The sequence below is a fragment of the Pseudomonas sp. S3_C06 genome, from assembly GCF_054667675.1.
Window position 1 is genome coordinate 1,635,522 of sequence record NZ_CP162747.1, and the last position, 12,230, is coordinate 1,647,751.

General features: G+C 59.4%; 12 protein-coding genes. 5 read left to right on the forward strand and 7 right to left on the reverse strand.

The annotated features are described in order from the left end of the window. Positions 1–68: 68 nt before the first annotated feature. Positions 69–335: a hypothetical protein gene (locus AB4N44_RS07075; protein ID WP_016984652.1), complete on the reverse strand. Its 267-nt coding sequence runs from the start codon at positions 333–335 to the stop codon at positions 69–71. 16 nt (positions 336–351) lie between these two features. Continuing rightward, complete coding sequence (locus AB4N44_RS07080) at positions 352–678, reverse strand: DUF6124 family protein (RefSeq protein ID WP_460109560.1); 327 nt, start codon at positions 676–678, stop codon at positions 352–354. Positions 679–1,101: 423 nt separating this feature from the next. On the opposite strand from AB4N44_RS07080, the gene AB4N44_RS07085 reads away from it, so the two are divergent. After that, on the forward strand, positions 1,102–2,286 hold the full coding sequence (locus AB4N44_RS07085) for an AAA family ATPase (protein ID WP_460109558.1): 1,185 nt from the start codon (positions 1,102–1,104) through the stop codon (positions 2,284–2,286). Positions 2,287–2,462: 176 nt separating this feature from the next. On the opposite strand, the gene AB4N44_RS07090 is transcribed toward AB4N44_RS07085, so the two are convergent. After that, on the reverse strand, positions 2,463–3,026 hold the full coding sequence (locus AB4N44_RS07090) for a DUF4174 domain-containing protein (RefSeq protein ID WP_316916767.1): 564 nt from the start codon (positions 3,024–3,026) through the stop codon (positions 2,463–2,465). Between the two features lie 208 nt (positions 3,027–3,234). Between AB4N44_RS07090 and AB4N44_RS07095 the strand changes: the two genes are divergently transcribed. Continuing rightward, on the forward strand, positions 3,235–3,699 hold the full coding sequence (locus AB4N44_RS07095; RefSeq protein ID WP_150751154.1) for a GNAT family N-acetyltransferase: 465 nt from the start codon (positions 3,235–3,237) through the stop codon (positions 3,697–3,699). Positions 3,700–3,766: 67 nt separating this feature from the next. Here AB4N44_RS07095 and AB4N44_RS07100 read toward each other — a convergent pair whose 3' ends face one another. From AB4N44_RS07100 to AB4N44_RS07110, 3 genes are all read right to left on the reverse strand, one after another. Further along, positions 3,767–4,552 (reverse strand): sulfite exporter TauE/SafE family protein, encoded by a 786-nt coding sequence (locus tag AB4N44_RS07100; RefSeq protein ID WP_077573721.1) that lies wholly within the window; start codon positions 4,550–4,552, stop codon positions 3,767–3,769. 228 nt (positions 4,553–4,780) lie between these two features. Continuing rightward, a complete protein-coding gene (locus AB4N44_RS07105) occupies positions 4,781–5,995 on the reverse strand; it encodes an MFS transporter (protein ID WP_460109555.1) in 1,215 nt (404 codons plus the stop codon). 228 nt (positions 5,996–6,223) lie between these two features. Then, a complete protein-coding gene (locus tag AB4N44_RS07110; RefSeq protein ID WP_460109553.1) occupies positions 6,224–6,973 on the reverse strand; it encodes a hypothetical protein in 750 nt (249 codons plus the stop codon). A gap of 278 nt (positions 6,974–7,251) precedes the next feature. Here AB4N44_RS07110 and AB4N44_RS07115 point away from each other — a divergent pair, with 278 nt between their 5' ends. The 3 genes from AB4N44_RS07115 (at position 7,252) to AB4N44_RS07125 (ending at position 9,873) form a co-directional block, all read left to right on the forward strand. Then, the gene (locus AB4N44_RS07115; protein ID WP_460109551.1) at positions 7,252–8,400 is read left to right on the forward strand and encodes an aldose epimerase family protein; all 1,149 of its coding nucleotides are present in this window, start codon (positions 7,252–7,254) and stop codon (positions 8,398–8,400) included. Positions 8,401–8,555: 155 nt separating this feature from the next. After that, complete coding sequence (locus tag AB4N44_RS07120) at positions 8,556–9,377, forward strand: aldo/keto reductase (protein WP_460109548.1); 822 nt, start codon at positions 8,556–8,558, stop codon at positions 9,375–9,377. Positions 9,378–9,402: 25 nt separating this feature from the next. Beyond that, positions 9,403–9,873 (forward strand): DUF1810 domain-containing protein, encoded by a 471-nt coding sequence (locus AB4N44_RS07125; protein WP_460109545.1) that lies wholly within the window; start codon positions 9,403–9,405, stop codon positions 9,871–9,873. On the opposite strand, the gene AB4N44_RS07130 is transcribed toward AB4N44_RS07125, so the two are convergent. Continuing rightward, positions 9,838–12,198, reverse strand: coding sequence for a DNA polymerase II (locus AB4N44_RS07130; protein ID WP_460109542.1), 2,361 nt, complete (start codon positions 12,196–12,198; stop codon positions 9,838–9,840). The two genes, AB4N44_RS07125 and AB4N44_RS07130, sit on opposite strands and share 36 nt — an antisense overlap. Positions 12,199–12,230: the final 32 nt, after the last annotated feature.

Genomic DNA, 12,230 nt, shown 5'->3' on the forward strand with positions numbered 1-12,230 from the left:
CAGCTCCTACAGGATCGGGTTTTCACTCGGTCGATGTAGGAGCTGCCGCAGGCTGCGATCTTTTGTCTTTAAAGCTGCGCCTGCAACTTCCAGCCGATGACATCCATCAAGTCACAGCTGTCGCGCAACGGAATCGCCATCACCCGGGCGAAATCCTGCAGCAGCAAAGCGTCGTGGCCCTTGCCGTCCCCCAGCGCCAGGGTTTCCATCAATTGCGTCACACAGCGCAAACGGTAAGCCGCCGTGCCATGCAGCACATCCACCGGTGCTTCGCGGTCGATCAGCAGGCAGGGAATGGTGCAATCGATGCCGGTTATGGGTATGTATCGAGCCATGTTTGAACCTCCCTGTTCAATGTTGCGTCGCCGCTGGTGGGTCGAGATTGTCCAGCGCACGGTTGACCAGCAACTCGCCGAGGATTGCCAACTGCTGAATCGACAAGGCGAGACTGCGCGCTGAACCTTGCAGTTCAGCGGCCAGGTCGGTGGTCAAGACGTTCAGTGAAGCGAGGGTTTCACAAGCGTGGCAGAGCAGCGTGGGCGTATCGATATCGGGGAGGATGGTGAAGAGATGGCTGATGGGATCGGGGTGATGCGGGTTGCGTAAGCGGGGGTTGTTGGCGTCGGAGGATCCTGAATCCATGGGGGATTCGGGAGGGTTTGGCGTGTGTTTTTTCATAAGTAAATGACCTCTAAGCATGGGAGAAAAAACTGCCAAACTCACTTCCACGAGAGGGTGGCAGCTTTGCGCAGGGGTGGAAGTCCGGGGAGGTCGAGAGACCCGGTGCACTCGAGAGTGCTCCTGCGCATAGCTGCCATAAGCAAACAATGTTGGCATAAAAACCGCCAACATGTGTTCACAGGCGCACATGCGCTCACGACCAACACCGGACTTCCACACCCGACCACTGTGTTTTGCAGCGGCCAAAGAAGACTATCCCTCCTCTCCCAACCCCACCAGTTCACCACTGCCGCCGCGACTTGCAGGAAAAATCCGCAGGCCCTGAAGGAGCTTTGTGTCAGACATTTCCGCCGGCACATGCTGCAACGACTTTGGATTAGCGGATGAATTTGTTGTATCTACACTGCATCGAGTCAATCTATGGACGAGGATGGCGTCGGGCAAAAAAACAGTCATCCGAAGGGCACAATGATGGAAATCAAAAGTTTGAAGCTTACGGATGTCGGACACTTTGGAGACATGGATATTCAGTTTGCCCCTACCCTGACACACTGCTCGAACATCACGGTGCTGGTGGGAAACAACGGCAGCGGAAAAACCACCATTCTTAAATCCCTGAATATCTGTCTGAGTTGGCTGATAGCAAAAATTCGCTCCAATAGAGGCAATGGCAAATACCTTGTCGATGAAGACATTCGCAACGGCGCCTCAGGAGCCGTCCTTTCGATTGGCATCACAGACGTTTCGCACCCGCGCGCAACTGACAGTGATGCGGGTTCCGAAAGCGAATTGTTCGTATGGGGCGCTGCCCGAAGTCGCCAAGAAGGTGCAGTCTCGGGCCGTGGATATTTAAACGAAGTCAGACTGCTTGCAGACCACTACCGCACTCAACTCACCGCCGACGATAGCGCCTCGCTCCCGCTGATCGCTTATTACCCAGCCGAACGTTGCGTTCTCGACATCCCGCTTGAAATCACCAGCAAACAAGCCTCTGATCAACTCGACGGCTACGACACCAGCTTCAACGGTGGCGCCGACTTTCGCAGTTTTTTCGAATGGTTTCGTGAACGTGAGGACAGCGAAAACGAGGACGGGATTTCCGATACCGCACTGGCCGAAGTCGCGGAAAAATTCGGTACTGACAGCGACGTTTATAAAACGCTCGCCAACGTGAAAGCCTCCTCCCGCGACCGCCAGTTGACTGCCGTGCGTTCGGCCATCGCCGTGTTCATGCCGGATTTCTCCAACCTGCGTGTGCAACGCAAACCACATCTGCATATGGCAGTCGACAAACATGGCGCGACATTCAATGTCACTCAGCTCTCGCTTGGCGAAAAGTCGATGATTGCGTTGGTGGGTGACATGGCCAGGCGTCTGGCGATGATGAACCCGTCGATGGACAACCCACTGCACGGCGACGGCATTGTTCTGATTGACGAGGTGGAATTGCGCATGGATCCGCAATGGCAGCTCGGTCTGATTGCACAATTAAGTACGACCTTTCCCAATTGCCAGTTCGTGCTGACCACGCATTCTCCATTGGTCATAAGTGATACCAAAGGTGTGCTGGTTTACCTGCTTGATGAGGGCGATAGCCGTGGGTAGACAAGTTGCGGTGAGGGCGTCGGTGTCCGCAAATATGCGGGTAACGGAATAAACATTGTAGGAGTGAGCCTGCTCGCGATAGCGGTGTATCAGTCAACGCTGATGGTGACTGATACACCGCTATCGCGAGCAGGCTCACTCCTACAGGGGACGCGTTTTATTCAGTGACTGCGCGATCAGTCATCCGGCATTTCCGGTGGCTTGCTCGGTTTCGCAGGCTTGGTCGGCTTGGCATTCTTGGCACCTTTCGCCGGTTCCGGCGTAGCAGCAACCGGCGCCTGAGCCGCGGCGGCCGCTTCCTTCTCGGCCATTGGCATGGCGTCGATGGTGTCGAAGATTTTCTTCAGGTCCAGCGCTTTCGCCTCATCCCCCGAAGCCGAGAGTTTGGTCTCGCCGTCCTTGCCCACCAGGAACACTTTCGGATACGCCCCGGCACCCAGCTTCAGCGAACGCAACAGCGCCATGGTGTCTTGCTGGCCCATGTCCTTGCCGTCGAGCTGGCCGGCCATGTTGAGGATGGTGTAGACCTTGATGTTGCGGTCGGCGACGCCCTTTTTGTTGGCCGGATCTTCCAGCGACTTTTTCAGGGCCACCCACACAGGGTCGACGGTGCTTTGTGCGATCACGATCAGCGGTCGGGCGCGGCCCATATCCCCAGCGATGGGCGAATCGTTGTCAGCGGCGAACAAGGGGCCGGCAATCGCCAGCAAGAGTGTCAGGGTCAATGACCTGATGAGCATGCGCATCTCCTTTTGATATCCACGCTCTAATGATTGCGCATCGTGGCGATTGTTCCGGGACAACCCGGCAAATATCTTCCGCCTAGTCAGAAGCTTAGGACAGGCGCGACATTGCGCAACATATCCGAGGTGATCGCAACGCGGATTTGATTACCTTTTATGACCGCATTAGGGTGGTGGTTCTGCCCATGAAATGGAGTTCACCCGCATGCACATCGATTACCTGTGCGATCACCCCGAATTGATCGAAGAACTGGCCACACTCAACTTCAAGGAGTGGGGCGAGTTTCGCCCCGGGCAAACCGTCGAGGACCGTATCGAACACATGCGCGAATCCTGCGGCAAAGGTGCAGTGCCGAGTGTCGTGGTAGCGCTGGAGGGTTCGCGACTGCTGGGCGGTGCGCTGCTGATCGAAAGTGATCTGAAGCTGCGCCCGAATCTGACGCCATGGCTGGCCGGGGTTTATGTGAAGGCTGAAGAACGCGGTCGCGGGATCGCTTCGCAACTGGTCAATCGCGTGGTTGCAGAAGCGGCGGCGCTGGGCGTGCCTGAGTTGTATCTGTACACCGACACATCGCAGTCGCTGTATGCACGGCTGGGTTGGGAAGTGGTTGAAGAACTGGTCTACGACGATTTGCCGGTGACGGTGATGAAATACACCTTCCAACGCTGACCCGTGTGGCGACGGCGCTTGCTCCCTCGCCACAGCTTGATGTTCCGTTGCAGAAATTGAAGTCGGATCAGAACGCCAGTTTGTAACCGATCAGCACCAGCATCGTCGCCAGGCACGGGCGCAGGACTTCATCGGAGATGCGTCCGGTCAGGTGGCTGCCGAGCCAGATGCCTGGCAGCGAGCCGACCAGCAAAAAGCCCAGCACGCCCCAATCCATGTTGCCCATGCTCGCGTGGCCGAGGCCGGCGACCAGCGTTAGCGGCACGGCGTGGGCGATTTCGGTGCCAACCAGGCGACGGGTCGGCAGCAGCGGATAAAGGATGAACAGCGCGACAGTGCCGAGGGCGCCTGCACCGATCGAGGTCAGCGCAACCATGGTGCCGAGGACCAGACCGGTGATCACGGTCATCACGTTCAGGCGCGAACCGCTCGGGTTATAGTTGCCGCCAGCGCGTTTGTGGGCGAACTCGAGCAAGCGTTTCTTGAAGAAGATCGCCAGTGCCGTGGCGAACAGGACGAAGCCCAGCGCCTGTTTGATGATGGCGTTCATCGCGTCCGGCGCGGTGTGCAGGGTGCTGAGGAACCACAGGGTCATGGCCACCGCCGGCACGCTGCCGAGGGTCAGCCAACCGGTGATGGCCCAGTCGATGTTCTTGTTTTTGCGATGAACGAGGACGCCGCTGGATTTGGTAATGGCGGCATACAGCAGGTCAGTGCCCACCGCCGTTGCCGGGTTGATGCCGAACCACAGCAGAATCGGCGTCATCAACGAACCACCGCCGACACCGGTCATGCCGACAATAAAACCCACCACCAGCCCGGCAATCACCAGGCCGAAATTCGCCAATTCCATTAACACGTCCAGAAAAACGACAGGAAAAATCTGGCCCGCAGCATAGCGATTTTTCTTATAACCACATATATCGATGCGGTCTATCGTTATGCCATATCGAACTCACCATTGCCTTACTGTAGGAGTGAGCCTGCTCGCGATAGCGGTCTATCAGTGATGGATTCAGTGACTGATCCTCCGCTATCGCGAGCAGGCTCACTCCTACAGGGTTAGGTGGTGGATGCAGATTCAGTGCACCCGCCGTCCCGGTTTGAAGCTGTGGGTTTTGTTGATCCACACCGTGGCCAGCGCGATCAGCGACAGAATCAGCAGCGCCCACGGAAACGACATCGCCCCTGCCCGATCCAGCAGCAAGCCGCCGAACAAGCCGCCACCGGCGATCGCCACGTTCCACGAAGTGGTGAGCATCGCCTGCACCACGTCGACGTGATCACCGGCCGAGTCCGCCGCCGAGGTCAGCAGCAACGTGGCCGAGCCGCCAAACGACAATCCCCACACCGCCATGCAGGCGTAAATGACCAGCGGTGACGGCGCCGCCAATGCCAGTACCAGCGCCGTCAGCGCAAACACCGCGAGGCTGATCAGCGTCAGCCAGCGCAGCCAGCGATCCACCAGCATGCCAATAATCCAGATCCCCACCAGCGAACACAGACCAAACACCAGCAGCACCAGATCGACCCGGTCAGCCAGCCCGGCCTGCATCAGAAACGGTGCAATGTAGGTGTAAAGAATGTTGTGCCCGAGCATCCACGTCAGCACCACGAACAGCACCGGCCGCACGCCGGGCAGACGCAGCGATTCGAGCAGCGGCAGGCGCTCAGCACTGGCCTGTCCCGGACGATCCGGCACCGCGATAACAATCCACGCGGCCAGCACAAGGGCCAGTGCCGACATGATCCCGAACGACGCGCGCCAGCCGATCAGATTGCCCAGCCACGTCCCCGCCGGCGTGCCCAACGACAACGCCACCGGCGTGCCGAGCATGGCAATCGCCAGCGCCCGCCCCTGTTGATGCACCGGCACGATGCCGCGCGCATAACCGGCCATGATCCCCCACGACAATCCCGCCGCCATCCCGGCGAGAAAACGCGAAGCCAGAGTCAGGCCGTAATGGCTGGAGAAGGTGGTGACAGTGTTGAACAGCAGAAACCCGCCGACCGTCATCAATAAAACCCGGCGCCGAGGCCAGCCCCGCGTGGCGACGGTCAGCGGAATCGCCGCGACAATCGAACCGAGCGCATACAGCGTTACCAGTTGCCCGGCAAGCACTTCACTGACGTTGAGCCCGGCGCCGATTTGCGGCAGCAGCCCGGCGGGCAGGGTTTCGGTGAGGATGGCGATGAAGCCGGTCATGGCGAACGCCAGCAACGCGGCATAGGGCAGTTTGTCCGCACGGGCGGTGCGGTCGACGCGGCTGAAATCGGCGCTGGCGGGGTCGGTCATGACGGGTGCGGCTCCATTTTGATCAATAGCGGTGACGGATTGTATACAAAAACAACCTTCACTATTGGATCAATGTGGGAGCGAGCCTGCTCGCGAATGCGCTAGTTCAGTCAACACTTCAGCGCCTGAAGGACCGCATTCGCGAGCAGGCTCGCTCCCACATTGGATCTCTGCAAACCACAAACCCTTGTGGAAGCTGCATAGATCGTCATCACCGCCCCACCAAACTCACTGCACCGGCAAGAAATTCAGGAACAGCAAACTCTGCGCGTAGTTAAGGCCGATCCGCCGGTAACGCTCGTCGAGCATCTGCGTGAGCAGATCCAGGCGCGCAACGATCTTGCTGAACTCGGTGGCGAAGCTCAGGTTGGTGCCCTCCTCCGAGATCTCATTGGAAAACAGCAGCGGCTGGCCTTCCTTGTTCTGCCGCTGGGACAAAATCCACGTGGCTTTTTCGATATTGCGTGCAGCGTTGTGAACGAACGTCGGGTTGATCGCGTCGGTCATGTAGAACTCGGTGCGATTGCCGTGGGCGGTGACCAGCATGCTGCCGATGGCATAGATGAAGGCGCCGACGCGATCGCCAAGGAACTCCGGACTCATCGCATAGCTGAGCGCCGCCAGATCCTTGCGACCGCCAAGCACCGGCAACGGCTGTTGCTGCTCGATGGCTTGGCGCACCTGTTTCACGGCCGCATGGATGTTGAGAAAGCCTGACTTGCGCAGTTCTTCCGGGTTGCGCAAGTACAGTTTGCCCTGCAAGCGATAGAGACTGTTGAGGTTGTCGCGCATCGCCAGTGTGGCCATGCGGTCGACGCTGGTCTGCAAGAACTCCTGCGGCTTCCCCTCACGCATCTGGTTGAAGAAACCGTTGCCGTCCTGGTGACTGCAACCGCTGAACAGCAGCGACGACAGACAGGCCAGCAACAGGCACGGGCGGCGGAAAAAAGCAGCGATCGGGGCAAAAACTCTCGGCATGAAATCTCGAACAGGCACATTCCTGTGCGGCGGGAGTCACCGCATCCTGGCCATGGATAGAGCCGCCGATTGCGAAAAAGTGCAGTGCGCCGAATGCCCGGTCGTCCTTCGACCAACCCCGACCTGCAATTTAGTCTGTCTTTATTGTTGAAATAAACGACTAATCAGCTATAAATTTTCACTTGCTGAGCATTTAGTATGACTACTTTGTTTTTTCGGTGATTAACATACCGATAGAACGCCGCTTTCAAAAACAACAACAAAAAGGAAGGTCAACCATGCTTCAATCCCGTCACCTGCTCTCCGGCCTCGGACTGTCCCTGATGATCGCCACCCTCTCCGCCAACGCAGCCGGCCTCAGCGCCGAACACAAAGCTTTCGGCAAAACCAATGACGGCACGCCCGTCGAGCAATACATCCTGCGCAACAGCCACGGCATGCAAGCCACCGTCATCACCTACGGCGCGACCCTGCAATCGCTGAAAGTCGCCGACAAGCACGGCAAGTTCGACGACGTCGTGCTCGGCTTCGATGATGTGCAGGGCTACCAGAAAGGCACCGCCTACTTCGGCGCGACCATCGGCCGCTTCGGCAATCGCCTCGCCGAAGGTGCGTTCGAACTCGACGGCAAGCGCTATCAAGTGCCCCAGAACGACAAAACCAACGCACTGCACGGCGGCACATCGGGCTTCGACAAGAAAGTCTGGACAGCCCAGGAAACCAAGGACAAGGACTCAGTCGGCGTGACCCTGACCTATCTGTCGGCGGACGGCGAAATGGGTTTCCCCGGCAACCTCACCACCGAAGTGACCTATCGCCTCACCGACAACAACGAACTGCGCATCGACTACAAGGCCAGCACCGACAAACCGACCGTGCTCAACCTGACCAACCACAGCTACTTCAACCTCGCCGGCGCCGGCAATGGCGACATCCTCAAACAGGTCGCCACCCTGCACGCCAGCCATTACACCCCGGTCACCGCCAAGCTGATCCCGACCGGCGAACTGGCACCCGTGGCCGGCACACCGATGGATTTCAGCAAGCCAACCGCGATCGGCACGCACATCAAGGCTGATCATCCGCAGTTGAAATTTGCCGAGCCGAAACAGGGTGGCTTCGATTTCAACTGGGCGCTGGATACCAAGGGTGATATCGGCAAAGTTGCGACTGAGGTGAGCGATCCGCAATCCGGTCGCGTGCTGCAGTTGTTCACCACGGAACCGGGTGTGCAGTTCTATACCAGCAACTTCCTCGACGGTACGGTCAAGGGCAAGGGTGGCAAGGTGTATCCGCACTGGGGCGCGTTTACCCTGGAGACTCAGCATTATCCGGATTCACCGAATCAGCCGGACTTCCCGAGCACTCGGCTTGATCCGGGGCAGACTTACAGCCACAGCGTGGTGTTGAAGTTCTCCGCCAAGTAAAAACGAAGATCAAAAGATCGCAGCGTGCCGCAGCTCCTACAGTTAAGCGTTTTCCTGTAGGAGCTGCGGCACGCTGCGATCTTTTTGCTTTTTGAACCCCTGAGCTATCCTGCTGCCCACTAAAAGGTATCGACACATTCAGCAAGGAGGTTTGCATGCGTACCCTCGAACTGGCCGGCGTCCAGGTTCCAGTCATTGGCCAAGGCACCTGGCGCATGGGCGAAGACCGTTCGGCGCACAAGCGTGAAGTGGCCGCCCTGCGCACGGGTATCGAGCTGGGTATGACCCTGATCGACACGGCGGAAATGTACGCCGAGGGCGTTGCTGAATCAGTCGTAGGCGAAGCCATTGCCGGCCTGCGCGATCAGGTGTTTCTGGTGAGCAAGGTCTACCCGCACAACGCCAGCCGCAAGGGCATCCCGCAAGCTTGCGAGCGCAGCCTGCGGCGGCTCGACACCGACTACATCGACCTCTATCTGTTGCATTGGCGCGGCCAGTATCCGCTGGAAGAAACCGTCGAAGCCTTCGAACGCCTGCGCGAAGACGGCAAGATCGGCCGTTGGGGCGTGTCGAATTTCGATGTCGATGATCTCGAAGAACTCTCCAGTTCGGTATGCGCGACCAATCAGGTGCTCTACAACCTCGAAGAGCGCGGCATCGAATTCGATCTGCTGCCGTGGTGCCAACACCAGCGCATGCCGCTGATGGCTTACTGTCCGATTGGCCAGGGCGGTGCCCTGCTCGCCGAGCCGGTGTTGAAAGACATTGCCGCTCGTCATGGCGTAACCCCCGCACAGGTTTCGCTGGCGTGGATTCTGCGTCAGGATGGGGTGATTGCGATTCCCAAGGCTGTGCGACCGGAACACGTGCAACTCAATGCACAAGCCGCGCAACTGCAACTGGAGGCAGGGGATCTGGCGGCGCTGGACCAGGTGTTTCAAGCGCCACAACGCAAGCAGCGGCTGGCCATGGTCTGAGCCAGCGGCTGGCGAGGGCTTCGCGATGAGAAGCACTGATCAGTACGACCCGTTCAACCTGCAACGTTTTGTCCAGGCTCAGGATTCGGTATTCGAGCGCGTGCAACGCGAACTCGACGAGGGCCGCAAACGCAGCCACTGGATGTGGTTTGTCTTCCCGCAGTTTGCCGGCCTGGGCGGCAGCGAAATGTCCCGGCGCTACGCCATCGGTTCGGCCGAGGAAGCCCGGGCTTATCTGGCTCACGAGCTGCTCGGCGCACGCCTGCGTACTTGCACGCAGTTAGTGCTGAAGGTGCAACAGCGTTCGATCGCGGAGATATTCGGCCATCCCGATGACCTGAAATTTCATTCCTCGATGACCCTGTTCGCTCAGTTCGCCGCTGAAGACAGCGTGTTCACCCAAGCGCTGGAGCGCTACTTTCACGGCATTCTCGATGAATGGACGCTGCAACTGCTCGACTCAAAACAGGCCCAGTTGCCCGCCGATCAGGGTTGAGAAATCGTCGTCGACAAACGGCAGAATCGCGTCCGCCACCGGTTGCAGTTGCCGGGTGATGTAGTGGTCGTAGTCGATCGCGGCGCGGCGCACTTCCAGCGGTTCGGGACCTGCCAGGGTGATGACGTAGCTGATCCAGCCGCCATTCTGGTACTGCCGTGGGCGCCCGTGCTGGGCGTTGTAGTCATCGGCCAGCCGTGCGGCGCGCACGTGGGGCGGCACGTTGCGCTCGTAATCGTCGAGAGTGCGGCGCAGGCGCTTGCGGTAGACCAGTCGATCGTCGAATTCGCCAGCGAGGGTTTTACGCACATAGTCGCGCACGTAATCCTGATAGGGCTTGCGCTGGAAGATCCGCTCGTAGAGTTCCTGCTGAAATTGCCGGGCCAGCAGCGACCAGTCGGTGCGCACGGTCTCCAGGCCTTTGTAGACCATTTCATCGCTGCCATCAGCGCGGGTGACGAGGCCGGCGTAGCGCTTCTTGCTGCCCTCCTCCGCGCCGCGAATGGTCGGCATCAGAAAGCGTTTGTAGTGAATTTCGAATTGCAGTTCGAGGGCGCTTTCCAGTCCGTATTCATCACGCACATGCGCGCGCCACCAGTCGTTGACGTGCTTGACCAGCGCATGACCGATGCTCGCCGCCTCTTCCTGTCCGTGCGGGCGACGCAGCCAGACGAAGGTCGAGTCGGTGTCGCCGTAGATCACCGCGTGGCCCTGCTCTTCGATCAGCTTGCGCGTGCGCAGCATGATTTCGTGGCCGCGCAGGGTGATCGATGAGGCCAGCCGCGTATCGAAGAAGCGGCAACCACTGGAACCGAGTACGCCGTAGAAGGCGTTCATGATGATTTTCAGTGCCTGCGACAGCGGTGCGTTGTGCTCGCGCTTGGCGGTCTCACGACCTTCGGCGACGCGCGAAACGATGGACGGCAGGCAATGGCGGGTGCGCGAGAATCGGGCGCCACGGAAGCCCGGCACGGAGTCGGCGTCATCCGGGTGCTGCAAACCTTCGATCAGCCCCACCGGGTCGATCAAAAAGGTGCGGATGATCGACGGGTACAGGCTCTTGTAATCAAGGACCAGCACCGACTCGTACAAGCCCGGTTGCGAGTCCATAACGAAACCGCCGGGGCTGGCCTGTGGCGGATTGGTGCCGAGGTTCGGCGCGACAAAACCCTGTCGGTGCATCAACGGCATGTACAAATGGGTGAACGCGGCGACCGAGCCGCCGCTTCTGTCCGCCGGCAGTCCGGTGACACTGGCGCGCTCGAGCAGGAAGGTCAGCAGCTCGGTCTTGGCAAAGATCCGCGTGACCAGTTCGCAGTCCTTGAGGTTGTACTTGGCCAGCGCCGGTTTGTCCTCGGCGAACATGCGGTTGATTTCGTCCATGCGCTGGTACGGGTTGTCGATGGACTTGCCTTCACCGAGCAGGGTCTGCGCGACGTTTTCCAGACTGAACGAGGGGAAACTCCAGGTCGCCGAGCGTAGGGACTCGATACCATCGATGATCAGTCGCCCCGCCGCCGAGGCGAAGTAGTGATTGCGGCTGCCGTGTTCGCGCCATTGCATCTCTTCGCCGCCACGGCCGATTTTCAGCGGCACACCGAGGCGTCGCGCGTGTTCGTGGAGAATGCGTAGATCGAACTGCACGACGTTCCAGCCGATGATTGCGTCTGGGTCGTGGCGTGCGAACCAGTCGTTGAGCTTCTTCAGAATGATCGTGCGCGAGTCGCAGTATTCGAGGTCGAAGTCGACGATGCTGGCGTCGCCATTCGGCGCGCCAAGCATGTACACCTGACGCTCGCCGCAGCCTTCGAGGGCGATCGAATACAACTCGCCGGTTTCGGTGGTTTCGATGTCGAGCGAGACCAGCCGTAGCGTCGGTCGGTAATCGGGGTCAGGTTTGAGCTGGGCGTTGAGCAATACGCCGTCGGCATCGGGCGTACCGCTGAACCGCACCGGCGCGGTGATAAAGCGCTCCATCAGATAGCGCTCCGGCGGGCGAACGTCGGCTTCGAAGACGTCGACACTGTTGCGGTTGAGCGCGGTTTCCAGGCGCATCAACTGGCCGTGTTGCTGGCAATACAGACCAAGCACCGGGCGATGTTCGAAATCCTGCAGGGCCAGCGGGCGCAGTTCTACATTCTTTTCGTCGTGCAGCAGGCGTTCGGCCGCTTCGCGCTGCTCGGCAGGAATAAACGCCACCGACGGCTGATGCGGCAGGCGCACACGGCGCGGCCCGGCGTCGGTCGCCAGCCAGAACTCGACTTCGGTGCCGGCCGGGGTATCGCGCCAATGCCGGGTCAGGACGAAGCCCTGCGGTAAATCCACCACTGCAACCTCAGGAATTGAATCAGAGAGGC

Bases quoted from the DNA above. Each gene is read 5' to 3' on its own strand.
- AB4N44_RS07075 (WP_016984652.1), bottom strand. From the start codon at position 335: ATGGCTCGATACATACCCATAACCGGCATCGATTGCACCATTCCCTGC.
- AB4N44_RS07080 (WP_460109560.1), bottom strand. From the start codon at position 678: ATGAAAAAACACACGCCAAACCCTCCCGAATCCCCCATGGATTCAGGA.
- AB4N44_RS07085 (WP_460109558.1), top strand. From the start codon at position 1,102: ATGGACGAGGATGGCGTCGGGCAAAAAAACAGTCATCCGAAGGGCACA.
- AB4N44_RS07090 (WP_316916767.1), bottom strand. From the start codon at position 3,026: ATGCTCATCAGGTCATTGACCCTGACACTCTTGCTGGCGATTGCCGGC.
- AB4N44_RS07095 (WP_150751154.1), top strand. From the start codon at position 3,235: ATGCACATCGATTACCTGTGCGATCACCCCGAATTGATCGAAGAACTG.
- AB4N44_RS07100 (WP_077573721.1), bottom strand. From the start codon at position 4,552: ATGGAATTGGCGAATTTCGGCCTGGTGATTGCCGGGCTGGTGGTGGGT.
- AB4N44_RS07105 (WP_460109555.1), bottom strand. From the start codon at position 5,995: ATGACCGACCCCGCCAGCGCCGATTTCAGCCGCGTCGACCGCACCGCC.
- AB4N44_RS07110 (WP_460109553.1), bottom strand. From the start codon at position 6,973: ATGCCGAGAGTTTTTGCCCCGATCGCTGCTTTTTTCCGCCGCCCGTGC.
- AB4N44_RS07115 (WP_460109551.1), top strand. From the start codon at position 7,252: ATGCTTCAATCCCGTCACCTGCTCTCCGGCCTCGGACTGTCCCTGATG.
- AB4N44_RS07120 (WP_460109548.1), top strand. From the start codon at position 8,556: ATGCGTACCCTCGAACTGGCCGGCGTCCAGGTTCCAGTCATTGGCCAA.
- AB4N44_RS07125 (WP_460109545.1), top strand. From the start codon at position 9,403: ATGAGAAGCACTGATCAGTACGACCCGTTCAACCTGCAACGTTTTGTC.